This window comes from Ruegeria sp. O6 (assembly GCF_056535045.1).
This window is the reverse complement of sequence record NZ_JBQERM010000016.1, coordinates 1-24,541: the sequence shown is the minus strand read 5'-3', so window position 1 is coordinate 24,541 and position 24,541 is coordinate 1. Positions and strand designations below refer to the sequence as shown.

17 protein-coding genes, 1 tRNA gene and 1 pseudogene are annotated in these 24,541 nt (G+C 54.3%); 6 read left to right on the top strand and 13 right to left on the bottom strand.

The genetic code is table 11. The features are described from left to right. Nucleotides 1–189 precede the first annotated feature (189 nt). From ACR0DY_RS17040 to ACR0DY_RS16985, 12 genes are all read right to left on the bottom strand, one after another. Nucleotides 190–1,296: a transporter substrate-binding domain-containing protein gene (locus ACR0DY_RS17040; protein WP_267366224.1), complete on the bottom strand. Its 1,107-nt coding sequence runs from the start codon at nucleotides 1,294–1,296 to the stop codon at nucleotides 190–192. Between the two features lie 43 nt (nucleotides 1,297–1,339). Continuing rightward, a complete protein-coding gene (locus tag ACR0DY_RS17035) occupies nucleotides 1,340–2,602 on the bottom strand; it encodes a type 2 periplasmic-binding domain-containing protein (protein WP_480546991.1) in 1,263 nt (420 codons plus the stop codon). Between the two features lie 21 nt (nucleotides 2,603–2,623). Beyond that, complete coding sequence (locus ACR0DY_RS17030; protein WP_267366226.1) at nucleotides 2,624–3,406, bottom strand: PP2C family protein-serine/threonine phosphatase; 783 nt, start codon at nucleotides 3,404–3,406, stop codon at nucleotides 2,624–2,626. Between the two features lie 3 nt (nucleotides 3,407–3,409). Beyond that, the gene (locus tag ACR0DY_RS17025) at nucleotides 3,410–4,429 is read right to left on the bottom strand and encodes an FHA domain-containing protein (protein ID WP_480483671.1); all 1,020 of its coding nucleotides are present in this window, start codon (nucleotides 4,427–4,429) and stop codon (nucleotides 3,410–3,412) included. 201 nt (nucleotides 4,430–4,630) lie between these two features. Next, on the bottom strand, nucleotides 4,631–6,802 hold the full coding sequence (locus ACR0DY_RS17020) for a serine/threonine-protein kinase (RefSeq protein ID WP_480546993.1): 2,172 nt from the start codon (nucleotides 6,800–6,802) through the stop codon (nucleotides 4,631–4,633). Nucleotides 6,803–7,142: 340 nt separating this feature from the next. After that, nucleotides 7,143–8,429 carry a dynamin family protein gene (locus tag ACR0DY_RS17015; protein ID WP_480483673.1) on the bottom strand — a complete coding sequence of 429 codons (1,287 nt, stop codon included), beginning with the start codon at nucleotides 8,427–8,429 and terminating at the stop codon, nucleotides 7,143–7,145. After that, entirely contained in the window at nucleotides 8,426–10,468 is a 2,043-nt protein-coding gene (locus tag ACR0DY_RS17010) for a dynamin family protein (protein ID WP_480483674.1), read from the bottom strand. Before ACR0DY_RS17010 ends, ACR0DY_RS17015 begins: the two co-directional genes overlap by 4 nt. 69 nt (nucleotides 10,469–10,537) lie before the next feature. Further along, nucleotides 10,538–11,404 carry a hypothetical protein gene (locus ACR0DY_RS17005; protein ID WP_480898785.1) on the bottom strand — a complete coding sequence of 289 codons (867 nt, stop codon included), beginning with the start codon at nucleotides 11,402–11,404 and terminating at the stop codon, nucleotides 10,538–10,540. Nucleotides 11,405–11,427: 23 nt separating this feature from the next. Further along, nucleotides 11,428–11,829 carry a hypothetical protein gene (locus tag ACR0DY_RS17000; protein WP_480898782.1) on the bottom strand — a complete coding sequence of 134 codons (402 nt, stop codon included), beginning with the start codon at nucleotides 11,827–11,829 and terminating at the stop codon, nucleotides 11,428–11,430. 46 nt (nucleotides 11,830–11,875) lie between these two features. Next, nucleotides 11,876–13,618: a dynamin family protein gene (locus tag ACR0DY_RS16995; RefSeq protein WP_480898779.1), complete on the bottom strand. Its 1,743-nt coding sequence runs from the start codon at nucleotides 13,616–13,618 to the stop codon at nucleotides 11,876–11,878. A gap of 8 nt (nucleotides 13,619–13,626) precedes the next feature. Beyond that, on the bottom strand, nucleotides 13,627–15,639 hold the full coding sequence (locus ACR0DY_RS16990; RefSeq protein ID WP_480487410.1) for a dynamin family protein: 2,013 nt from the start codon (nucleotides 15,637–15,639) through the stop codon (nucleotides 13,627–13,629). 2 nt (nucleotides 15,640–15,641) lie between these two features. Further along, nucleotides 15,642–16,064 (bottom strand): hypothetical protein, encoded by a 423-nt coding sequence (locus ACR0DY_RS16985; protein ID WP_209507691.1) that lies wholly within the window; start codon nucleotides 16,062–16,064, stop codon nucleotides 15,642–15,644. 834 nt (nucleotides 16,065–16,898) lie between these two features. On the opposite strand from ACR0DY_RS16985, the gene ACR0DY_RS16980 reads away from it, so the two are divergent. Further along, nucleotides 16,899–16,983 (top strand) — tRNA-Leu (locus ACR0DY_RS16980). 1,589 nt (nucleotides 16,984–18,572) lie between these two features. Here the strand turns inward: ACR0DY_RS16980 and ACR0DY_RS16975 are convergent. Next, entirely contained in the window at nucleotides 18,573–19,580 is a 1,008-nt protein-coding gene (locus ACR0DY_RS16975; protein ID WP_480539667.1) for an AraC family transcriptional regulator, read from the bottom strand. Nucleotides 19,581–19,692: 112 nt separating this feature from the next. Here ACR0DY_RS16975 and ACR0DY_RS16970 point away from each other — a divergent pair, with 112 nt between their 5' ends. The 5 genes and pseudogenes from ACR0DY_RS16970 to ACR0DY_RS16950 form a co-directional block, all read left to right on the top strand. Next, nucleotides 19,693–21,111, top strand: coding sequence for an amidohydrolase family protein (locus ACR0DY_RS16970; RefSeq protein ID WP_480488539.1), 1,419 nt, complete (start codon nucleotides 19,693–19,695; stop codon nucleotides 21,109–21,111). Between the two features lie 26 nt (nucleotides 21,112–21,137). Then, the gene (locus ACR0DY_RS16965; RefSeq protein ID WP_480488537.1) at nucleotides 21,138–21,902 is read left to right on the top strand and encodes a DUF3299 domain-containing protein; all 765 of its coding nucleotides are present in this window, start codon (nucleotides 21,138–21,140) and stop codon (nucleotides 21,900–21,902) included. Further along, nucleotides 21,899–23,077, top strand: coding sequence for a carbohydrate porin (locus ACR0DY_RS16960; protein WP_170337128.1), 1,179 nt, complete (start codon nucleotides 21,899–21,901; stop codon nucleotides 23,075–23,077). The genes ACR0DY_RS16965 and ACR0DY_RS16960 overlap by 4 nt, the downstream gene beginning before the upstream one ends. Nucleotides 23,078–23,191: 114 nt before the next feature. After that, nucleotides 23,192–23,572, top strand: a complete 381-nt coding sequence (locus tag ACR0DY_RS16955) for a hypothetical protein (protein ID WP_480546995.1) — start codon at nucleotides 23,192–23,194, stop codon at nucleotides 23,570–23,572. A 328-nt stretch (nucleotides 23,573–23,900) separates the two neighbouring features. After that, nucleotides 23,901–24,541, top strand: a pseudogene (locus ACR0DY_RS16950) (helix-turn-helix domain-containing protein); the annotation flags it as partial.

Here is a 24,541-nt window from a genome sequence, read left to right as displayed (position 1 = left end):
GTCACTCTTGCTCGCTCGGACGTGTCACTTGAGGGATGATTGCACTTTGTTCCCAAGATGCTGCGCGTATGAGGTATTTCTGAAGCAGATAAATGGCCGAATTTTGGCATCCGATTGAATCGCGCCGATAATTCAGCAAAAGGGGGCCGGTTCAAGAACCGGCCCCAAAGTTTCAGCTGAACCGAGGGATCAGTTCGAAGCTGCGTTCAACTTTGCGTTTTGCTCACGCAGCGTATCCGAGATGATCGCGTACCATTCACCGGATTGACGCATTTCGATCAGACCCTTGTTCATCATAGCGATGTATTCGCGCGCGAACGGGTTGGTGCGGTGCGCAAGGAAGCTCATCGACGACAGTGTGGACACATAGGGGTTCTCAACGATGTCAGCCGAAGTCAAACCCATGTCTTTCATTGTCGATGCGAACAGATCAACTTCGAATGCCGCAACATCTGCGGTTCCGGTCAATACAGCGTCAAGACAATCACGGGCCGAGCTGGGCTGAACCACAGTCGTGTTCTCGCGGTTCAGTCCCTGTTCTTCCAGAACAACCATACTCCAGCCTGCCATACGGCAAATGGTCGAGCCTTCCAGGTCCTTGAAACTGGTCGCGCTTGCGTATTCGCTTTCCGGCAGTGTGAAGAAGCCGCCGACGATATCATAAACCGGGACCGAAGCTACGAATTGAGTGCAGCGAGCTTCGGTTTCAGGGGACCATTCGTATGTACGGTTGGTACAATCAGGAACGGTCCATGCAATTGAAATATCAAAGGCACCAAGCGGCAACAGTGTATCCAGATGCGAACTCCAGTCGTCGACAAAGCTGACTGAATACTCACGGCTGTTTCCTGCCCGCTGAAGGCTGGTCGTTGCCAGACGAGTCATGATGCCCCCGCCATTCAGTGTTTCGGTTGTGAACGGTTCCCAACCGTTACCAGCCACCATTTTGATCGGCGGCGCATAGACATTCGACCGCTTTACGCTGGCGGCGCGCTGTTCTTCAGCAGCGATGATTTCCTGCGCGCTTTGGCCGTTCGGCAAGCTACCGTCTTCACAGGGCAGGGCCAGCACCAGCCCAGGATTAAGAGCCCCCGGGTTTGTGATCGCGTTCCTGTTCGCGTTGAAGATCGGCTGGTAGTTCGAGGTGCCATAGGCGGCGATGGCGATGGTTGCCAATGTGTCACCATCTTGCACGGTGTAGTTCGTGCACGCTTCCTGTGCAGCGGCGGCTCCCGCACTCAGAGCTGTGATGGCAGTTGCCGACAGCGCCAGTTTCTTAATTTTCTCGTTAAACATTTCCACTTCCTCCAGACTTTTGTTTGTCAGGCCAGACGGGGCCTTATCCATTTTCCATTTGGTGACGCAGGGCGGTCGACACGATATCGCGCCATTCGCCTGACTGCTGCATGATTGCCAGACCCTGATTCAGCGTCTCTAAGATCGCTTCCCCATCAGGATTATCTTTATGGGTCATGACATTAAGCGACTTGATCGCCGCCAGGTTGGGGTTTTCGATAATCCGGTGTTTATAGCCAAGCCGTGCGATGGCTTCCTCTGCCAGATGCGCTTCGATTGCCACGATATCGGCAGTTCCGTCCATCACAGCATGAAAGCAATCATCAGGCGATGTTGGCCGCATCAGCTTGATGACGGGTTCGTAAAGACTTACCGCGTCCATATGTGAAAGCGACCAGCCTTCCGGGCGGCAAATTGTTGTCCCGGCAAAGTCGGCATAGGTCAGCGTCTGCTCGTACCCCGATCCATCGCGCGCAAAGAATGTATCCACGACTTCATAGAACGGGTTTGAGAAATCGTAGGTCTCACAACGATTGCGGTCACTTTCCGACAACGCTGCTGCATCTTCGCAATTTGGGCGTGACCAGGGGAAGGTGCCGTCAAATGCAAGTGTTGGCATCAAGAGATCCAGGTGCGACGACCAATCGTTCACGAACTGAATTTTATACGCTTGTTCCGGCGCGGCACGCAGCATCGCTGTCTCAACCAGATGCGTGTAAAGCCCCCGGTTGGGCAATGCTTCGTCCGTAAACGGAGCGTAGTTCCCACCGGTAATCAACAGCAACTGACGATCACGAATTTCCGGGCGCGTTTCAGCGTTAGCATTTCTGATCAGTGCGGCGGCTTCCGAGCGGGCTGCCTCAATCTCTTCTTTGGCAGCGGCCCGTGCAGCGACGACTGCATCTTCACTTGCCTTCTTTGCCTCAGCCTCTGCCGCCGCGACACGGGCTTCCGCTTCGGCCACGGCTTTCTCCGCGCGTTCTTCTGCCGCTTTTACCAGTTCTGAGGCCATTTCAGCCGCGAGGCGTCCTGCTTCGGTGTCGGGCAACTCGGGCGCGCGCCCGACATCTTCCAGGCAAGGCAATTTCAAAACATCGCCGACACGAATGATATTGGGATTTGTGCCGATAACATCCCTGTTCGCATCGTAGATTGGCCGATAATCTTCGGTCGCGTAAACTCGGATTGCCAATTCCCGCAGACTATCGCCACGCTGAATCTCGTAGCTTGAACATGCCTCTTGCGCTGACGCCGCGCCTGTGGCGGCGGCAAGGGCAAGGCTTGATATGAATAGGTGTTTTCTCATGGGTCCTGTTGCTTTGCCTGGTTATTTTCTCGTAAGTTTTGCGACTGCGATCGACAGATTGTCCTGATCGGGGTCGCCCTTGGCCTGCACTGCCAGTTGCAAGGCTTCGGCGATTTCCTGTGCTAGCTCCTGCTGATGCAGGCGCAGAACATCCTGAATCTCAGCGTCGCTAAGATACTGAAGCCCGTCGCTGCCAAGGATCAGAATATCAGCCGGAGACACGATCAGCGGGTCTTCAGGGCAATCCACTTTTGGAATAGCACCCCCCATGATCACCGACGTCAGTTGGTTCCTGTCCAATCCCCGTGCTTCAGCTTCCGAAAGCTCACCAGCGGCCAGTTTTGCGTCGATCACGGGGGCCATCGAGTGGTCTTCGTTCACCTGTGTCAACTTGCCTTCGCGGAACAGGTAAAGGGGGCTGTCTCCGATCGAAATCCTGAACACACGCTGACCCAGAAAGAGGACACCCAACAAGGTGGAGCCCATGTTGAAACCCTGGCCCTGTGCCTCGTTATGGTCGGATATCGCTGCATTGGCTTGCATGGCTGCCAATGGCAGCGCGTCAATTGCGGCGCCTTCATTCAAGGTATCGGCTTCTAGCTCGGTATCCAGCGCGTTCCGCCAAGCGGCAATCACCATTTCCGAAGCCACTTCGCCCGCCTCGTGGCCACCCATACCGTCAGCAATCGCGATATAGCCCGCGTCCGATGCGTCGAACATGCGCGCAGCAATCGCGTCTTCCTGCGTTTCCCGCTGACCCTGGTTCAGGATCAGCGCAACATCATATGCCGGAGTAGCCAGCATCTATCAGGAATCCCGCCAATCAAAACCTTCATCGCAGAAGGCCATAAATCGGATTGATGTTTCACTGATGCGGATCAGATCACCGCTGGAGAGTGCGATTGTGCTCAGAACGGGTTTACCATTCAGGCGAACAAGGTTGGCCTTACCGCCATGCCCCAGATAGCATTTCCGATCTTCCGGGTCATAAGCAATAACAGCGTGGTTCGAACGTGAAATGCCCGTGTCGCCGAAATCCAGTTGGATCGCTTGATCATCGTTTCGGCCGATTTGCATCAGGCCTTCGGTCAGGGTGATGCTTGCGCCCCGTCCGGGACCTGCCGTCACCACCAGCCAGCCAACCGGGAATGTTTCCTGAGCGGCTTCGGTTTTTGAGACAGGTTCTGATGTTTCGATCAATTCCTGAACATGCGTGTCCGCACGCTCAAACCCAAGGAACGTTGTTTTGACCCGCGAGCGACGGTCCTCGGCTGGGGCGGCAGGCGTGGGTTGAGCCTGTACGGCACCCTCTTCCACCACTGCCGGTTCTTGCACGGACGGGGCTGCAACCTCAGCTTCCACCGTTTCCGGCGCGCTCATTTCAGCTACATCCAGAGGCGGCGCAACTTCATCCGGTGTTTCGGCAAGCTCGTCTGCTACATGCAAAGTGATGATTTGATCGTCCGAGATATCCTCGTCATCGTCGGGGTCGGCCATCAAGTTCTTGGTATCTTGGTCGTCCTCGTCAGTTGCATCTTCAACGAAGATGGACACTTCAACCGGCTCTTCCGTGTTCTCCGCCGCAACTTCGTCGAATTCCGGCATTTTCTCTTCAGGGATAAGCTCGTCTGTTTCCTCATAGGATTCAGACGTCATGTTTCCACCGGCCAGTGCGGCACGCAGCGCGTTGAAGTCTGCGATAGGCTCCTGCTTTTCGGTTTCAGGTGCCGCGCTGTCAGCTGCATGAGCGTTTTCAGCAACATCATCTTCTTTGGATTTGCCGGCACCTTCGAGAAGCCGGCTCAGAGGGCTTTTGTATTTGAACATGGTGTCGACACCTTCGAATTGTTGGCACGGACCTTTTGTGCCATGGGGCTGCTACCTAACCCTGCGTGGAACAACGCAGAGACACTCAATTGAAAACATGGAAACTGGTACTCTCTGCGGCGGGCCGGTTCCCGCCGGGCGGCAAACTTAAAGCCACCCTCAGTAAACACACACTGGCAGATCAAAATTGAACCGGTCAGATCACTCCTGCGCTAACTGCATGGTCGCAGCTACCTCAGCACCGTTGCGCAATACGGTCAGCCTTGCCTCTGGCTGACTGTCGGAAACCAGCGCAGCCAGCATGCCATCAAGGCTTTCGGACGTATTCAATGTCATGTTGGTCTGGCTTTCGCTCAACAGAACATCGCCTTTTTGCAAGCTGCCTGTCGCCTCGGCTGGAACCGAGCTTACTTTTGTTTGCCACCCTTCACCTCCCGAGCTGCTGACTGTGAACGAGTAACCGTTCTCCAATCCGACCGAGCGCAGAACAGGCAGTGCCAGCAGGCCATTCTGCGCGCGGGTCTTTCCAAGCGGCCGGTAGCGGGCTGCAACCCGTGTAAAGCCGTCTGGGTCGACGCTTAGCTTGTCCAGGACTTGCGCCGCGAAAGAGATGTCCTGACGAACCGGGTTGCCGTTCAGAGTAAAGATCACAACTCCGGGTTCCACCCATTCGCCGATAACGCTCATGTCCTGTTTGGCGTCCACACCGGTTACCGCAATTGTTGCACCTGTTGCGGTGCGGCGGCGGGACGTCTGGAAGGGGATTTCAACATCCCAATGGTGGAAAGATACCTGTTGTTCGACCGGAGTGCCGGAAGCGGCATCGGTTTTGGGTTCGTCCACAACGGCCGCAACCTCTTGTTCTGCAGGTTGTTCCTGGGCACCGGCAGTCTCGGTAGCTTCGGACGCTGTTTCTGTAGCGGTTGGTTCCGCAGGTTCAACTTGCGCCTGCTCGACAGGCTCTTCTGGTTCAGGTTGTTGCTCTGAAGCGACCGTGACGTCGGGTTCAGGTGTTTCGGCCACGGGTTCTTCCACCGCGGGCGGGTCTGCTTCGGCAGTTTGTGTGGTTGCTTCAGGCAGCGTCGTCGTAACCTCAGCTTGTTCTTCACCTTTGTCGCCGGACATCACGAAGAAACCGCCTGCAGCCAACGCTGCCACAAGCACTGCTGCACCAGCGATCATCTTGCCGCTGCCACCGGATCCGCTCTGAACCACGGTATCAACTGCGACCGGTGTTTCCGCTTTTGCAGAAATCTTTGCCATCTCGGGTTCATTCTTTTTTTCGGTTTCGCGAACAATGTCCGAGTTCCCGGCGAGCAGAGCCGTCACAACCGCTTCGGCATTTTCACTTTCGGCCTTGATCCGCGCCTTTTCTTCTTCCTTGTCCTTGCGATCCATGCCGACAATCACGGAAACCGGGCGATAGGCGAAGGTATCAAACATCACGCCAGGGCCGCGGAACATGCGCAGCCAATCCAGGGCTGTCTGCAACCGGTCCGTTGCGTGTACTTCCATTGCCTTGTCGATTGCTTCGAGGAATCCATCGGGGTATCCGTCAAAGCGGCCTGCCAATGGGGTATAAGGGTCGTCCTGCCCGTTGTTGAAGGCATTCAGGCGGCTCTGGCCGTCTACCGGGCGTTCGCCACTGATTGCGTGATACAGAGTCGCGGCCAAGACATAGAGGTCACTGCTGGGCCCTTGTTCGGCACCACGGACGTAAAACTCGTGCGGCGAATATCCGTCTTTTATAACGCGCAGGGTCAACAATGCGGCCGACTTGTTTGCGGCTTGCTCACGCGCGGCACCGAAGTCGATCAGGACCGGGTTTCCGTTTTCGTCAATCAGGATGTTATCGGGTGAAATGTCACGGTGCAGCATCCCGCTTTGGTGGATGAACGACACCGCGGACAGCATCTTTTCCGTGACTTGCACGATAAAGTCAGGACCACCGTCGTTTTCCGGATTCTCAACATAGTCCAGCAGGTCGCAACCACGGATCAGATCCATAGCGATATAAGCTGTGTCGTTGTCTTCGAACACCTGATGAACGTCGACGATGTTCGGATGCACCAGACGCGCATGATTGCGGGCTTCCTGAATAAACAGGTCGATAATGGCGCGCAAATCATCCTTGTAGGACGGGTCGTTCGGCTCAACCAAGTCCCCGTTGCGACGGCACAACGCACCGGGGAAACATTCCTTGATCACGACATCACGCTCCAGGCTGTCGCGTGCTAAATAGGTGATCCCAAATCCGCCGTTGCTGAGATATCGGAGGATCTCATACTGCCCGCGCAACAGCTTTGCGCCCGGTTGCAGTCCTTCAATTTTTGGTTCGTCGTGCGTTGCACCGACAGCCTGGTTGTGGCTCATTTTAATCCGCCCGTTCTACTCATTTTGCGGCTTAATTAAACAGGGCCGGCAGCCCACGAACTCACAACCAAAAACAACCGCAGGACACTTGAGAACGGTTAGACGTTTCAAATTTGACTTTAATGGGGCCGCCTGATGGCTTCACTAAGGATCGTTTTTTTGATTATGGCATATATGGCGTTAGTTCGAAGCAATAGCACAATATATTGATTAACGGGGTGGAATAAATGAAAACTGACGACCCCAAATCGGTCTCTTGGTCTACGAATTCGAAACAATAAAGTCCCGATTCTTCGGCCCTTCGAATCGCTGAACAGCGCTTCAATCCTGATGGAATGTGCTAGGTACCGGTTTTGGATTGTGCTGCGGCAACGGTACTGCCAGCCCAGGCAAGGTTGTCACCAAGCTGTACAAGTATGCTGATTGCGTCTTTCAAAGGCGCATCTCCGCTTTCAAACTGAAGCAACAACAACAAGTCAGTCGCTTTTTCGAACTCGGCCGGAATCCAGTCAGCATCCGGATCGATCTCGCCACCTTGGTCCAGCCGTTCCGCGAAATCTTCGACGATTTCCTGGCAGCTTTGCAAAAACGCTGCGGGTTCAATGGCGGCGGTGTCACGCAGATCTTCATAAATGCTGGCAATGGCAGCCAACCAGTCTTCAAGAATTGGGTTGTTCAGTGGCGGAAGGGCAGACCCCAGCGTTGACTGCATTGACGCAGCATCGTTGACGGAAGGTTCCGGCTCTGGCCCATTCAATGTTTCCAGGAATGGCAGAAACTCGTGCTTCAGATCCTTCCGGGCAGCGTCAAGGTCACTGCGCCGCCGGTCAGACGCCGCATCAAGGACCTTTTCCGCGAGTTCCTGGCCGCCACAGTTTTCCCAAAGATCAAAATCTGGTTCCGGCTCTTGTGCCATGGCGCGCACCGCGACGGGCGTGCCAATTGGGACCACAGCGCGAAACAGTCCTTCTTTTTCTTTGTTCAATCGAGCCAGTACCCGATCCAGAGCGGCCTGCACCGGGGGCAAATCAGCATGTGTAACTGCCAGCAGGCTGTTGGCTCTTAGCTCGGGCGGCACCTGCGCCCACAAATGCCGTTCTGTTTCACGCCATGCGCTTGTGCCGTTGGTACACCAGATGGCACAGTCGACGAATTTCAGCAGGTCCAGTGTCTGTTTGTATGTATCATCCAATGCGCCAGAGCCGGGAAGATCGAACAGTGATATCTCTTTGAGAGCAGGTGTGTTCAATCCAACCGAAATAAAGTCAGGCTCATCCGCAGCGGCCTTTTCCAGTGCTATACCAGAATATGTCTTTGGCTCCTTGTTCCACCAGCCGACTGTCGTCTCTGGCGTATCCGCGTAGGCAACGATGACAAGTGGCAGCTTCAGGTGCTGCGGACCGGTTGGAAGAATATCCGCCCCTGCCAGCATGTTTGCAAGGCTTGACTTGCCCGCCCCGAACTCTCCGGCGAAACCGATGTTGACCGCGTTGGAGAGGCGTTCGGCGTGGGCCAGAGCCCGTGCGCGCATATCTTCCAATTTCGGGTCCGACGACAGTTTTTCTGTCGATGTCAGAAAACGCTCCAGCTGGCGCACTTCCTGTTCGGTTCCGGGAAACTCAATCATTCCGCAGCCTCTGCTTGTCGTTCGTCCACGTTGCTTGTTCCAAAGACACTATCCAACTCGTCAGCAATACGGCGCGCCCGTTCGAACGCAGCTTGTGCTTCCGCCTGAGCATTCAACTCACCCGCTCCGGAACGGTGCTCAAGATGGCCTGCCAACAGGGCCAAGTAATGATCCAGAACAGTTTTCAACCGTTCCAGAAGATTTTCACGCGTTGTGTCGATCAGGTCATCGCCAATCAGTTCGAATTCCTGCACGATCATGCGCTCGGCCCGCGCCACAACGCTGTTGCGCGATATCAGACGCGACAACCAGTTTACACGCAGCTCAACGGTAATGCCACGGGTCAAGGCGGTGGTGTCCGGACGGAACCAACGCACTGCACTTGTGTTCATGCGATTGTCGACTGGTTCCTGCCACCCTGGCAGTGCCCGCAAAGCGGCGTTGCATTGCATGTCGATCGCGTAAAGTTCGCTCAACATGCGTTGCCGCACCACTTGCGACGCGCCCTGCACCAACTCGCGCATTTGTTCGCGCAAAGGAGTGAAATTCAATTCGGTCGCGCCGCCTTTGGCAAGCAATGGGGATTGTCCTTCAGGTCCGCGCACCACAACAAAGACGGATTCAGAGACTGTGTCATCCATGACCCCACGCAGGTTTGACAGAACATCGTCCATGTCCTTGACGATGTCTTGCGATTTGTCCGCAATCAATTTGCGCAGATCACCAAGCGTCTTGTCGCTGTCATCCGGGCTGTGCGCCCCCGCGCTGCCTTCGTCTTGCAGCGCACGAAGATGTACCTGTGACCGCTCCAAATCGCCACGCGCGAAGCTGTCGAGATGCTGCCACGCCATCCTCAGCTGTTCGTTTATCGGCCCGTCCGCCAACGCCTGAGTGACATGGCGGCGCAAGTCGGGCAAGCCCGACGCGATCATCGCGGCAAACCGTAGTACAGCCTCGCGGCTGATGGGTCCCGGGCCTTGTTTGATCTCGGCCACGCCGTTCAGGTACTGTTGCATCTGTTCCGGGTGCGCCCGCAACCAAGCCAGAATATGATCGTGGTTCACACCGGTTTCATCGCCGGTCAGTGCATAATGCGCCCATTGTGCGCTTCCCATCAGTACATCGATATTCGACGTGCCTAACGCTTTTTCGAGCCCGTCTACAACATCCAGACGCACCTTTGCCGCATCATCGGCCCCGCCGCCCAATTCATCGACTCGGTTGATGAAGACAACGATCTGTCCAAGTTCCAATGCCTGCATCAGCCTGAACAGTTTCAGGTCCGCACGCGACAACGCCTGATGCGCTGACAGAACCACCACAAAGAAATCGGATTCTTTGAGATACTGACGCGAAATCTCCTCACGGATCAGCAGGGGGTCATTTACTCCGGGCGTATCAGTGACGGTCAGAGGGAACGGGAAATGCCCGATGTCGAAATAGACCTCGGCCTTGCGCGTGATGTCGCTGTAAAGTCCCCGATCACTGCCGGGGTCAACTGTCCCGTCTTCCGCGGGGTCGTCCCCGGCGCACACGTAACGCGCCAGATCATCGGATGTCAGTTGATCCAGATCGTGATGTTGACCCAACAGCTGTTCATAACTGTCCCCCAGTCGCCGACGCGCCCGGGTCTTCATGGCTTCGACCTGCTCTTCGATCATCTCGCGCTTGTAGCTGTCCTCGTCATCCGGGAACATGTTGCGCAACTCTTCGCCTTCGGCGATCAGTGATTGCCACTGATAGTTGTCGAAGAAATGGAACTCGGCCCCTTCGGTTCGACCGTTCGGGTGCCCGAAATGCATGTCGGTGATCACGGTTGTCCACGGGTTCACGTCCGACGGCAGGTATTCTGCCTGACCGGTGAAGCCGTTGATCAAGCGCGACTTTCCTGCCTTGATCTGCCCGACAAAGGCAACTGACGGTTTCAGTTTTCCCAGATCACCAATGATGCGCGATATGAACTGACGTGTTTCGTCATTGCTTGTCCCGTTCATGTCTTCTGCGATGCGAATAAGCTCGCGGCGATGTGTTTCACTCATTACTCTTTACCCTGACTACAAAAAAACAACGCATTGAATTAGTCGAAAATTTGAATGCTTTGGGGGCGGTCATTCCTCAGCCTCCTCCAAAGATTTCCAAAGATTGATTACCGCACCAAGTTTGCGGGCATCATGAATGGCCACAGCAATCTGTTCGTTGTCGCCCAGAACAGCCATGCCCGCACCCTTACCACCCGATGGCCGCATGACGATCAGATGTGGGCCTTCGAATTCGTCCCGGGTGTCGTTGTTCCAACCAGCAAGATCTGAAACAAAACGTGTCAAAATCTCTTGATTGGCGTGCATTCCCTCGGAAGGTTTACAGGTTCCTTCGCAAACCAGTGCAGTGTTTTCCATACTGTCCACAAGAACACGACCTGTGGCAAAGCGTGCAGCCCCGTCAAAAAACTGTTGCGCCAACGAATTGCCCGACCCTGCTGCCGGGGCAGGGCTGTTGTCTGAAGGTTTTTCAACGTCCGGAACGACAGACACAATGGGCTCAGAGGAAAGCTCAATTCCGGCGCAGGCGTTCTCGATCTCACTCAGCGTAATACCAACATCATCAGCCTCCAGCGTCGAGGCGGGCTTTCCAGACATCAGTTCCAGTGGGGCAGGGGCGGCTGAAATGTCAGAAATCAGTTGGGCCAGTTTGTCGACCAGCGCGGTACGTGATTCCGTTTCGAAATCGGGGATCTGCCCGGACGGCACCTGAAACACATCCGTGATCCGGGAGCTGTTTACTTCGATTTTCAGGCAGCTTCCGTTGGCCGCGGTCAGCTCGAGTCGTCTGGGCAATATCGTTCCGCGAATGAAACGCAACACAGCCGCCCGACGGGCTGTAGCAGTTTCACCGGGGACAATAACCGTCGGAGACAGGCGGGCAACCGAAGACCGCCCGATATCTTCGAGCATGTCGAGAATGTCTGTGTCCATCATACCGTGACCCCCTCTGGTCCCGTTCAGACTGCGGCCGCAACCGGCTTGAGACTGAGATGCGATTTCGTGAGCGCCAGCCCTACATTCGTGCTGTTCCGGCAGATATAGCAGACCACATGATCAGGATATTCCTTGGTCCGCAAAAAGATGTTCAACCGGTCTTTTGAAAACACCGCGATTTCCCCAAACCCGGCGTTTTCCTCATCAGTGTTTCCGGCCTCGTGCAAGAGCGCTTCAAATGCAGCGACACCCCGCCCCTGAAACAGATTGGCCACTGCTATTGCCAAAGTCTCCAGCGATTCAGCGCAATCAGAATCAGAGACACTGCTGCCCAAAAGCATGCCGGTCTCCATGTCGATATACCCGGCTGCAATGCAGTCGGGTATCGTTTCAATCGCGGTGTTCAATGCATCCTGAATGGACATTTAACTCTTTATCGTCCTTCTTTTCAGCGCCTTGATTAAGGCATCCTTATAAAACATGCCATTCTGCATTGCTGTTTTCTTTCGTTTTTGGAATGGCTTGCGGGGCGTGTCTGGACTGTTTCGCACTATATTCAACTGCGATCTGGTCAAATTCGGCAAGAAAGGCTTTGAATACATTCTGAAGCCCGACTGCGTCCTTTGGCAGGTCCTCCTTGATTGTAATTTCCCGCCACATATCCGACGCGCTAAGCGGCGACCCGGCTGCGGATTCTGGAAGATCGATGTGCGCATCGTGGCGGATATCGCGGGCGTCTTCCTCGACTGAGGCTACGACTTCTATCAAGCCGTTTGTCTCAGGCTCAGGTTCGTAATCCTCGGCGTTGTTCTCGGGCTGAGCCGCCATCAGAGCCGCAATGGAGGATACCGAGACTTCGATACCCCGATCATCACGCGATTCAACTTCCGGCGTGAAAACTTCGACTTCGTCCGCTTCGGCCGCGGCTTCACGCAGAGTCGTGTTCAACGAGGTCAGCACGTCATCAACGGACTTGTCGCCCGTTTCAGCATCTGGAGCGTCACCCAGCAGGTCGTCAGCATTATCGGCAGCACCGAATTCACCGGACAGGTCGAACTCGTCCACGTCTTCTTCCAGACCGGCGACATTCTTCAACTCAAGAGGATCGCTCGAGGTGTCCTTGAAGAAGGCACGCAACTCGTCGCTGGTATCGGTTTCCTCAGGCATCTGCTCGGTGTCTGATACCATTTCTGCCCGCAGCCGTTCAGCGTCTTCCGGGTTGATCCGAACCCGTTCGCCTTCGTCAACGCGTCGCTCTACACGGGCTGGCCGGATGGGGAAGCTTGTTACGACATTATGATCGTCGGCTTCTGGTTGCTGTTCGTTTTCCAGCGGATTGACCAGCCGCAAAGGAGTAGCTTCGATGCCGTCCGCCAGTGCCTCTCGGTCGTCTGGTTTGCGGGCGGGGCGCAGTGGTTGAACCTTGAATGCGCCGGACTGGCTTTTGTCGATCTGGTACCGCGCCAGCTGATCGGCGCGATTGTCCATGATCTGTTCTGTGATTTCCAGAAAACTGTCGATCATCTTGCCGCCACCGCTGCGCGACCACATTTCGGCGTCGCCAGTCTTGTCGCGGGCATTGATCGCATCCCGGGCGGAAAACAAAATGGACCGGTTGAACAGATGTCCGGCTTCGCGATTGACACGTCGCAGAACCTTTTGACGGTCTTTAAGGTTTAGTGCATCCGCCCGCGTCACCAACAGCAGCGAGTTGTGTTGCAAGCGGTCCGGCAGCGAAACCCACGTTGCACGTTCGGTTTCGCGCCAGGCTTGTGTCGCATGGGTGCACCAAATGACGCCGTTTGCCTGCCCGACTGCGCGCTGCCAGACATCTGTCGAAATTTTGGGGTCCGAGATGCCGGGGGTGTCGATCAGATCGACGGCTTCCAGAATATCGGCTTCAAGGAAGATACGAATGAACTGCGCGTCATTGACGCCAACAGTCTCAAGCTGATCCAGCTCGATTGGTTCGACGCTTCCGTCATGCCGCTTGATATATGGTTTTTCACTGCCCCAGCTAAACCAGACCGGTGGTAACTGGGTTGCAGTAACCTGCGTTGGCAAGGTTTGCGTTCGCAGTAAAAAGTTCATCAGTGTGGATTTGCCAGCGCTGAATTCACCCATCAAAGCGAAAACCGGTTTGCGGCGGGACCACTGCTCGATACGTTCCCATGCTTTCGGTGAAACAAAGCGTGTTTGTGAATCTTTTGCCATTTTTCTACTTATGCCGCTTCGTTGCTTAGGTCTTTCAGGATGTCACCCAGAATCTCGTCTCGCGATTTCTGAGGTTGCAGGCCCGCCATCGCTGCCGAGGTCTGGCTGGAGTTTTTGTCTGCTGATGATGAGATGCTCAGCAACGTTTCCTTCTGTTCCCGCATGAAATCCGCCAGAATAGCGCGGACGTTTTCCAACACGGCCGCAATCTGGTTTTCCTCGATATCCTTGGTGATCGAATTCGCCTCGGACGCGATCAGGCGTGTGTAATCGGCAGCGTATGCTTCAAAACCTTTGCGCTTTTGCCACCAGCGCCGCCACCAGGTACTTTGCAAGTCCAGAGCGATCGTCCGGCCGATCCCCAATGGTGGTGGAACGCGCGGCACGATAGGTGCTTCGATGCTGAATTCGCCCAGGTGGTTGCCAAGAATTTTGTGATACAGCGCTTCGACATCCGCAGCCGCAGTTGAGTAGAGCGCGCCAGCATCCTTACGCATTGCGCGGGCAAAACTGAAATAAGCGGCTTTTTGCAAAGTCCTCAATCCAGCAGGGTCGTATTGCCACGTGCCTTGCTCGCCATTCTTCTCAAGGTGCGCGATCAGAGAATCCGTGGCGCGCTTCACAAAATTCGCCTCGGCTGAGTTCAGGCGCTCCAATACTTTGTCGCGTAATGCATTGGTCAGTTCGGCTGCTTTCTTTTCATATTCCGCAGAAACTTTCGCAATTGCATCTTCCGGAGAAACACCGTCAAGATCACGCGCAACGCCTTCACCCTCTGACAGAGTCTTTGCCACGGCGGTGGCACGAATCTGGCTGGCGATGTTGCGGGCACGATGGCGAACCCGATCCATCAGCCTTGTTCCGGCACCTTCTGCAATACGCTCGTTTATCGCCAGCAGCAGGTCAGGCAAACCGGACAATGCCCAGATTTTATCCAGCGAGGGGGCCTGATCACCGAACCCGGCAGCGAGGTAAAATGTATTGAGTGCTTCGCGGGATTCCTCGTTCAGAATTTCGGGGTTCCCGGTCAGCGCTGCCTCGGCCCACAAGGCACTGCCGAACACGACACTTGTCTTTGCGTCGATGTTGTTCTGTTTCAGAGTATCCAGAATCCGGTCGCGGATTTCGGGGACTTGATTGACCGGGTCTGACAACTCGTCAATCCGGTTCACAAACAGGACAATCTGGCGGTTCTCAAATTGGGCGATGATCCGCATCAAGGCCATGTCCATGGTGGTCAGGGCTTGGCTTGCGGCAAGCACCACAACACAGACTTCGGACCCGCGCAGGCTGCGCAGGGTAATCTGTTCACGCACCATGAAGGTATCGTTGACACCCGGCGTATCACAAAGCTTCAGCGCAATCGGGTACTGAGGGATATCCATGTACAACTCGGCCGACTTGGTCACATCTGCGAACCGGCCTGTTTTTGGATTGATATCCGGGTCGTCCTCATCGCCCAGGCAGACATATCTTTGGATCAGTTCTTCATCGAAGTGATCGTATTGGTGGCTTTGGCCAAGTATCAGATCGAAGTGCTTTCCAAGACGCTCTTCCGACTTTGCTTTCATCTCGCCGATCTGACGGCGAATGTCCTCCATCTCGTCATCTGCACCGGCTCGGTTGGCCAGTTCGCCCAACCGGCCGCCCCCGACCATCAGATTGTCCCATTCTTCCTGCTCAAAGAAGGTGAACTTGGCCTTGGTATCGCCCGGTGGACGCGTGTTGATATTCAGGGTTGTGACGACCGACGTCCACGGGTTCACATCCGACGGAAGCAAAGATGGGCGCCCCGCAAGAATGTTTACAATCGATGATTTGCCCGCTTTTACCTGACCGACCATAGTGATGCTGGCGGTGAAGTTTTCCATCCGGGTCTTGAGTGTTGCCAGACGTGCCGAGGAGCGCGCATCAGCCACCTCAGTCAATTGATCAATCTGCGCCGTCAGTGATGACATTGCCGAAGTCATTGGCGCCAGAGCTTCGTTGCCTACAGACAACAGGTGATCATTGCGCGCCATGCTTAACCTCCGGTTCCCGTAGCTGCGATGCGGGGTTCATGCGAAGGACGGCCCGTTGGAATTCCTGTCAGCGTGTCGATACGTGCGATCAGGTCCAAAGCGTTGCCCAGAATGTCAGCCTCGGCGCGCGGGCTGATGGTTTCGTAAGCCTTGGCGTCAGCCAGCACTTCGATCGAGCTGAAGCGATCGCCGTTTTCAAGGCACGCAACGCGGCGTCCGGTCGGGAAACCCTCGGATTTGACCGCGGGCAATGGCATACGCGCATTGGCCAGCAGGTAGTGGTCTCCGGAATGGGTTCGGAGCGATATCCCAAAGCCCGTGTTCGGGTGGTCCCGGTTCAGGATCTTGAGTTCGCCAAGAAAGCTTTCGCGAGCAAAGAAGACAGCCTCTTGCTCGGCAGTAGCGGAGGGATTCAGATCGGTCACAGCAGTAAACCTTGTACTGGAGTTGAGCAGGAAACTCGTACCGGCGCCAAAGTGGCAAAAAAGACTCATTAACTCCTGCTAAACAACAAGACCCTTCAAGGCGGTCTTATTTTGACGTGAATAAGATTTTTTGGCGTTTGAAATGTGGCAGCTTTGTGGTGGAGTTCTCTTGAGAATGCCTCAACCTGCGCGGGAATGCCTATGACGCAAGAGCCATTCCGCACCTACTGTATGAAACCGAGCGGAGACCGGCGGAACACAATTGCCTGAACCTGACGGTGCGGGTTATTCAATAATCTGTGTGGCCCTGAAGGGCACTTTAGTCGGATAAGTTATTCTTGTTGTTTCAGAAACCTGAAGTTGCTCTCTGAGTTGGAAAGGGTCGCAGATGCGTTTTCTGGGGTGTCGTGGCGAGTAATCCCGCGCCTCCTCCCATGGATTCAACTATGAACGCGCAAGGGCAATGAAGTAGGATTTCCATGTTCGCCAGTGGTGATCTGACAACAAGCTGTCGGCTTTTTCTAGGACTTTGGTCAACGTAAGAGCGATATTTCGCAGGCTAGCTGGGTCAAATTTTAACTTCGGCACGAATGAAGAGCTCTTCCAAAATAGCGTGGACATTGTCCCGCAGGATATCGGGTTTCACGGCCACTGATGTTCCCATCAACTTTCCACTGACAAGCCTCTTGGGGCTATACATCTTCATAAGATAGCGTGGTTGCCCCATATCTCATCAGAGGATCTACAAACTTGGCGATACATGTATTTTACCCCTCGCGCTCGGAAGCAAGCTTTGTTATTGACCGCTTCAATCCAGCGCTGCGGCGCTGAGTTGCGGGTGTGGCGAAATTGGTAGACGCACCAGATTTAGGTTCTGGCGCCGCAAGGCGTGGGGGTTCAAGTCCCTCCACCCGCACCATATCCCCAAAAAATTCATCTAATTATCAATGCGTTGTGTTTTTGATTCTATTTACAGCCCACCCCTTGGCCCACCTTTTGAAAATACCATTCTCAACTTCCTTGTTTGCTATCCGAAAAATCGGCGCGAGTGCCAACTGTGGTATACGAAATTGGTTTTCTCGAAGCCTTGCGACACTTCCACCTCAGAATTGGCAGGCCTTAACTGACTGAAAAGTAATCTGATTCACGGGGTTCGATACCTCAAGCTAAAGGACTTTCCTTTAATTCTCACTTTCGTCCGAAACCTAAGCATTCTGAAAAAATGTAGGTGGTGCTATATTGAGCATCCAAAATCAGAGCTTTACTTTAACCGCTACAATTTCTCCCACACCGATTAATCACTTGTGTCGCTACAGTGATCGAGTTGCACAACAAAGGGGTCGGGTTGCGGGCATAAGGAGCGTTGGCTGCAGCAAAAAAGTAGGCAGCTGGCACATTACAGCTAAAGGTCACAATAAGGAGATGAGGTTTTTCGGTGAATACCCAATTCCCAGAGAAATCGCTGGTCGCTACAACCCAATCCATGCAATGCTATTCAGGTGAAAAACCCAGCTAATACAAACGTTCAGGTGCTAAAATGTTAAAGCGGATGTGGGCGATGATCACCTGGAAACCATCGCGTAAGCATCCGCAAGATTTCTATTGCCTGACACCCTATCTGAACAGCCTAGACCCGATTGAAAATCCCCGCACCCGGATCCGTGACGGACAAAAGGAACGCGAAGCTGGTCGAGACAGAAGGACCGGCAAAACAATCTGGTTGCCGCTTTCTGATTAAGCGTCCTTCGTGCAGCAAACACAGCGACCGTGATTTGCGTAACACAAGCGGATGGAGTGCTCTTTATCAATTTCTTTTTCTTGTTCTTTGTCTATGTCTTGATGGAAGTACGTTCGCTTCGCGTTCGTAGAAACCGCACATTGATTTCATTACAAAAACTCAAATCCTTTCGGTTTTAACGATCACTGATTGCTACTGAAACCGGTGCGTTTTTTCCAACCTTGTATTCATCCGGAAGTTCCAATGGCCCTAACCGGCCATTAACCGTCGGCAACTGGTGCTGTGACGCGGCCCGCCGAACCTGCCGTTCGCTGCAAGCGCAAATTCATCGGCTGGCTGAATTCACACAATGCGGACAAACCCGCCTTTTGCCGATGCTGCTTTTGCTGACGCAGAAAGCACTCGCGGGCGCGGAGGGATTTTCTCTGTGAAGCAGCAGGCGCCGTGAGAGCGGTCATTGAGCGGCACAAATTTGAGCGGATTCCGAAACGCACTTTCGCCGCGGCTGGAACCGGCAAACAAGACGCGGGACTTTGCGGCCTTCCGCATTTTTAATCCAAAGGACCGCAGTCAGCCCCGAAGCGGACCTTCGCAACCAAGCTTTGCTAACTCCGAAATACACAACGAAACGGCCAGTTGCAGAGGTTGTATCGGCGGTGGCAACCAACCATTCATGTCGTCGACTAACCTGTTCAACGTGGCACTACAACTTCTCCGAACTGATCCCACGAGGACCTAATCTTCGAAGCGTTCATTTGGCTCGACCACATTTACTTGCTTCGGAACTTGGTCGGTGTCATTCCGGTTTGACTTCGGAAAAAGCGAGTGAAATGGGACTTGTCAGAATAGCCTAGCATCAGACCAATCTCCGCAATTGTCATCTGGTCTTCTTTGAGGTGCTCCTTGGCGACATCGATACGCAGCCGTTTGATTTCGCGCGGTAACGTTGTGCCTTGTTTTTGAAGCGCTTTCAGGAACCGTTCCCGCTGTATTCCCAGAAACCCGGCCACCATCTCCGGCCCCAAATCGGATTCATCCAGTTTGCCGCGCAAGACAGAGCGCAAAGCTGCCACCACGGATACCTCTTGATCTTGGCGAGGCGAGGCTATGGGTTTGGCAGAGCCCTCAGAGACATGATGCAAAAACAACCATTCCACAGGAAAACTGATTTGCATTCCGGGATCGGTTCCAAGGCCAACCTCGATCCCTTTGTAGTTGAGAGGCAAACCATTGATGTATCTGCTTTCCCACCGCACGCGCGAAGGGTCCCAGGATTCGCCGACGACGGTCTGCAACAGGCGTACATAGATTGCAGCACCAAAACCTGTTACCTGAACGGGTGGGACAGTTGGTTCCTGTTGTCTATCGATACGATAAGTCGCTTTGTCCGCTTCAATGATAAGGCTGTGCCGCACAGAATTGGACTCCTGAGGTACGAGCCCAACAAAGCGGGTAAAAAACTCGAACAGACTCGTTGTCGATTGCAAGGCTTGAGCGAACGGAGGCCATCCTTGCAGGTCAAACGACTCCCCTACATTTAGTCCAAGGTATCGATCCCCTGACACTTCTGAGAAAGCATTTACCAAGCCGTAAACCAGCTCGGAGTGAACGAACACGGATGGGTTAGTCAACAGTTCGGCTTTCAAGCCGACCTGATCCAATGCTGGTTGCGGATTGATCTTACGTTCGGTGAGATATTGCAGAAACGGAGCAGCTAAAGAGAGGCGAACAAAGCCCTCGCTATGCTCTCGGGAGGCGGAGTTGAAAGGCAAGCTCATAACCCTTGTTTGGATTAGTTTTAAGAAGTGGCCATTTTAATCATCATATTCGTACATCCTAATTAAAAAGGGGCAACCGCGTCGGTGAATTCCAGACTATAGTTGGCAAAACATGAATATGAAGGGGGTACTTATGTCCGGCTTACGAATGTCTCTTTGCTCGACGGCAATTGTCGCGGCAGTTTTTTCTTTTTCGACGACCGCGCAGGCTCAGGATCAAGAAGAACCACAAACGCTGTTTACCAACGTGCATATCTTCGACGGTGTGAATGAGCAACGCATTGAGAATGCCAGTGTTCTGGTTGAGGGCAACCTTATCAAGGTCGTCTCAACTGATGCGATCGATGCCCCCAATGCGGAGGTGATCGATGGCGGCGGTAGGACACTCACACCGGGCTTCATCGAGCTTCACGCACACCTCATGCTCATGGGACCGTCTATCGCTTCCATGGAAACGAACTCGACCTGGGAGGATTTTGGCATCCATGGAACCAGGATGGCCGAGATGTACCTGATGCAAGGATTTACGACTGTAAGAGATGCTGGCGGCGCCAACGGCGGTCTGCGGAGGGCCATCGACGCCGGACAGATCGTCGGTCCACGTCACTATGCGTCAGGCGCGTTCCTCGGGACACGCGGCGGCCACGCTGACTTCGCATCCTTCACCTCGCCGCCGGGCGGACAGACCAACTTCGGTAATCTGAACATGGCGCAACAAGTCAGCGGTGTCGATGATGTCTACCTGTATGGTCGTAATAACATGCGCATGGGGGCGACACAGCTGAAATTCATGCAGTCGGGTGGGGTGATCTCGGCGTTTGACCCATGGCAGTTGCTCGCCGGCTCCAAGGAAGAAATCGAAGCTGCCGTTCAGGTTGCCAACGAATACGGCACCTATGTCATGGCGCATTCTTACCGCAAGGAAGCAATCATGAACGCCCTTGAGGCCGGTGTAATGTCCATTGAACACGGCTTCTCCTTCGATTGCGAGATTGCCGAGATTATGAACGAGAAAGGGGCTTACATAACGACTAACCTCACGGCTTTTGATCCGGGTTTGTTGGATATCCCATCGGTCAAGAACGAGCCCAAGAGCCTCGCGAAAGCGATATCGGCGTCCGCGACTTTCGCGAACTACATTCCGAATATGAAGGAATGCCCGGTAAAACGCGGCTTTCAGACCGATTGCGTGGGATCAGTGGAAGCATGCAACATCCAGATTGCTTATGAAAAACATCTCAATAACGAGTTCTTCGGACCGTACCAGTCGATGGTGACACTTACGTCAATCGGCGGTGAGGTCGTAGCATTGTCAGGCGATTTCTCGAACCCTTACACATCTGGCAAGCTCGGTGTGATCGAGGAAGGCGCCTATGCGGATATCCTGCTGATCGACGGCAATCCGCTCGAAGATTTCTCGGTGGTTGGTACGGGTGATCAATGGTTTGGGGCCGACCCGAGGCCTGAAAGCCCAGAAACAATCCGCCTGATCATGAAGGACGGTGTGATCTACAAAAACACACTGGATTGACCAGATAAAGCAGCCGGAGAGCATTCATGCGAAATTGGTTTTGCTCCGCAGTATTCGCAGGGTTGGTTTTGTGCGGTTATGATGCTGCGGCGACGCCTGGAACCGCGTTGGACTGGGCAGACCTGCCAGATCCGTCTGCGCAGGTCTTTGATGACCCCTATCGTGATCTCAGCCCCGAACAGTTCGACGATGTTCTTTTCGTTGTGCGTATACGCGGCAGGTTGCAGCAGGATGGTGGTAGTGAAGACGAGCGGCAAAAGTGGCAAATGCTTCTGACCGAGACTGAGGATGCTTTGGCAGCTGATGGAATTGATGTCGACTGGCTACTCGATCAGCGAGAGGTCGTGACGGAACGGCGAAGAAAGGCTGGCACAAACGGAAATCCGGAATTCGACGGTCAAACAATCACACTGACGGGCTTTGCCATTCCTGCTCCGAATGATCCGGACGGGAGGCCTGTCGCGTATTTGGTGCCCGAACGAGGGATGTGCAGTCATATGCCTCCACCTCCGCCCAACCAGATGATCCGTGTGCGGTTGAACGGGGACTGGGCGCCCCGCTATTTCCATGAACCCGTTCGGCTGACGGGCATGCTGACTATCGATCCTTCTGTTCAGAATATGATGGTTGTGGATGGTCTCATGCCTATGAATGCGACTTTCCAGCTAGAGACAGAACGTGTCGAAACTCTGGAAACCGAGGCAGACAGGTTGGAATGGAAGCAGCGTGCTGCTGATCGCATCCGCGCGGCAGGAAATCGCAAGACCGGTGGGGCACAGGCGTCAAAATGATAAGACTTCTGGTTGCCGCATTGAGCATTGCATTTGCTGGCGCAGCGTCGGCTCAGGGACTATCCGGGCCATCTTCAGTCGAAGCCGATCTTGCGCCCGGAGACGGGCTCACCGATCCGCAATATCGTTCCGATTTTCCACGCAACATCGCACCGGGTTGGTTTCAGTGGAAAGACCGACTGGCTGAGGGTGGTTTTCGGTTCAACATTGACTACCTGGCATTGGGCCAAACCACGGATGCTGATCTGGGAACCGGCGAAGCAGCCAGCGGAATTGCGCGGTTCTACGGCAGTTGGCAGGCAACTGAACGGGGGTCTCTGACATTCAAGATCGAAGACAGGCACAGTTATACTGACGTTGCTCCGCAATTTCTCGGGCTGGATGGCGGAGCCCTTTCAATCACGGGAACAGCCTTCAATGACAACGGTTTGCTTCTGACCAATTTGTTCTGGACCCAAAGGGCTGAGAATGGGTCGTGGGCGCTGCAAGTCGGCCAGATTGATGTAACGGACTTTGTGGATATCTACGGGTTGGTAAGCCCCTACAGTGGTTTTCAAAACCTGTCTTTCAATACCAACCCGACAATCAACACGCCCAACCAAGGCCTTGGTATTGCCGGTGGGGTAAAGCTGAGCGAGAACCTCTACGCCGTTGCCAGCGTATCAGACGCAAACGCCGACCCGTCCGATCCAAACTTTGATGTGTTTAGCGACGGCAATCTCTTCAAGTCGCTCGAACTTGGGTACACGTCCGGCTTTGATCGCATCTACTTCGACAATATCCATCTGACCCTCTGGCATGCGGATGCGGCTGACGATGGCAGTCGAGCAGAAGATTACGGCGCAGCGTTTTCCGCCGCATGGTTTGTTGACAATAAATGGATGCCGTTCTTCCGTGCAGGGGCCTCGAAGGGAACCGCAGCGCTTTATGAACGGTCGATTTCTGCCGGTCTCGGTTACTATGGTCGCAACACCGATTTGGCCGGTCTGGGCCTAAACTGGGCCGAAGCAAGAGGCATAGATGGCGATCAGTTCACGCTTGAAGCTTTCTACCGCTTTTCAATCTCACCCGGATTGCAGATCACGCCATCGGTACAATTCATTTCCGACCCGCTTCTAAATCCCGATCAGGACCGGATTACCCTGTTCGGTCTAAGAACCCGGATCGTTTTCTAATGCGGGGTGAAGGCAGTCACTAAGGGGTGTGCCAAAGGGCAACTAAAAGAGATCAAGCGCGTGCCGGAATTTTCAACGCCGGTCGAATGAAGTTGGGAAGCAAAGGAACAATCTATGAAGATTGCATACGGAATTCTTGCAGCCTTAGCAGTTGTGTTTTTCATCCTTGGAGGCAGCGATGCCTATGCCAAAGACAACAAGGGTAAAAAGCCGAACAAGGGGGGCAAGAACGGTGATGTCAGCATTCAGATAGAAGACAAACCCGGCAAAGGCCCAAAAGCTGTACCACCTGGACAGATCAAGCGCTACACGCGCGGTGCCAAGCTCCCATCTGACCTGGAGTTCGAGGATATTGGGGACCTTTCCAAATGGAAGCTTGGGGAGCCGGGCAAAGGAAACCGCTACATTCTGGTCGATGACGAAGTCCTCGAAGTTACGAATGACCTGTCTACCGTGGTCGATGCCGTCGGCATCGTCGGTGATCTTCTAAATTAGGCGAAAGTACGATGTTTCAGGGCAAGAACTACCTCGTTTGCCCTGACGCTGGCCGGGGCGATCATTTGTGAACCCCGGCCCAAGTTCAAAACCCGAATCCGAGGCGCTACGATGATAAAGGCCCTTCTTGTTCTTTTTGCGCTTGCTACCTTTTCGTCAGCACGCGCCCTACTCGCTCAGGAAAACGGTGCAACTGAAGTCCCGCAAACAATACGCTTTGAGGGCTATGTATAGCCCAGTCGCTGTCCGCCATCAGCACCCATGGAACAGACTAGGTTGATTGCGTAGCGGAGGATTTCAGGCTCATCGTAACCATCAGAGAGTGGAGATGAGAATGAAATCCGGGAAACAGAAAGCGTCAGCAGAGAGAGTTGTCAAAGACATCCGCAGGAAGACACGGCGCCAGCATTCGGCAGAGGAGAAGATCCGTATTGTGTTGGATGGGCTTCGTGGTGAAGACAGCATAGCGGAGCTGTGTCGCCGTGAAGGAATAGCTACGAGCCTGTATTACAGCTGGTCGAAAGAGTTCCTTGAGGCCGGTAAGAAGCGGTTGGCTGGCGATACCGCACGCCAGGCTACCAGCTCTGAGGTGAAGGATTTGAGAGCGGAATCGTCGGCGCTGAAAGAGGTAGTCGCCGACCTGACCCTTGAGAACCGGCTGCTCAAAAAAAGCATGTTCGAGGATGGGGGAGACGACGAATGAGATATCCCGCATCCGAAAAGCTTGAGATCATCCGGCTGGTTGACGGTTCGCACCTGCCGATCAAACGCACACTGGAAAAGCTCGGCATTCCCAGAACGACCTTCTACCGCTGGTACGACAGGTATCTGTCTTTCGGCGAGGCCGGGCTTGAGGATCGCCATTCCCGGCCAGGTAGGGTTTGGAACCGCATCCCCGACAAGGTGCGCAAGCAGATCGTGGAACTGGCTCTGGAAGAACCCGAGTTATCGCCCCGCGAGCTTGCGGTG

Bases quoted from the DNA above. Each gene is read 5' to 3' on its own strand.
- ACR0DY_RS17040 (WP_267366224.1), bottom strand. From the start codon at position 1,296: ATGTTTAACGAGAAAATTAAGAAACTGGCGCTGTCGGCAACTGCCATC.
- ACR0DY_RS17035 (WP_480546991.1), bottom strand. From the start codon at position 2,602: ATGAGAAAACACCTATTCATATCAAGCCTTGCCCTTGCCGCCGCCACA.
- ACR0DY_RS17030 (WP_267366226.1), bottom strand. From the start codon at position 3,406: ATGCTGGCTACTCCGGCATATGATGTTGCGCTGATCCTGAACCAGGGT.
- ACR0DY_RS17025 (WP_480483671.1), bottom strand. From the start codon at position 4,429: ATGTTCAAATACAAAAGCCCTCTGAGCCGGCTTCTCGAAGGTGCCGGC.
- ACR0DY_RS17020 (WP_480546993.1), bottom strand. From the start codon at position 6,802: ATGAGCCACAACCAGGCTGTCGGTGCAACGCACGACGAACCAAAAATT.
- ACR0DY_RS17015 (WP_480483673.1), bottom strand. From the start codon at position 8,429: ATGATTGAGTTTCCCGGAACCGAACAGGAAGTGCGCCAGCTGGAGCGT.
- ACR0DY_RS17010 (WP_480483674.1), bottom strand. From the start codon at position 10,468: ATGAGTGAAACACATCGCCGCGAGCTTATTCGCATCGCAGAAGACATG.
- ACR0DY_RS17005 (WP_480898785.1), bottom strand. From the start codon at position 11,404: ATGATGGACACAGACATTCTCGACATGCTCGAAGATATCGGGCGGTCT.
- ACR0DY_RS17000 (WP_480898782.1), bottom strand. From the start codon at position 11,829: ATGTCCATTCAGGATGCATTGAACACCGCGATTGAAACGATACCCGAC.
- ACR0DY_RS16995 (WP_480898779.1), bottom strand. From the start codon at position 13,618: ATGGCAAAAGATTCACAAACACGCTTTGTTTCACCGAAAGCATGGGAA.
- ACR0DY_RS16990 (WP_480487410.1), bottom strand. From the start codon at position 15,639: ATGGCGCGCAATGATCACCTGTTGTCTGTAGGCAACGAAGCTCTGGCG.
- ACR0DY_RS16975 (WP_480539667.1), bottom strand. From the start codon at position 19,580: ATGAGCTTGCCTTTCAACTCCGCCTCCCGAGAGCATAGCGAGGGCTTT.
- ACR0DY_RS16970 (WP_480488539.1), top strand. From the start codon at position 19,693: ATGAATATGAAGGGGGTACTTATGTCCGGCTTACGAATGTCTCTTTGC.
- ACR0DY_RS16965 (WP_480488537.1), top strand. From the start codon at position 21,138: ATGCGAAATTGGTTTTGCTCCGCAGTATTCGCAGGGTTGGTTTTGTGC.
- ACR0DY_RS16960 (WP_170337128.1), top strand. From the start codon at position 21,899: ATGATAAGACTTCTGGTTGCCGCATTGAGCATTGCATTTGCTGGCGCA.
- ACR0DY_RS16955 (WP_480546995.1), top strand. From the start codon at position 23,192: ATGAAGATTGCATACGGAATTCTTGCAGCCTTAGCAGTTGTGTTTTTC.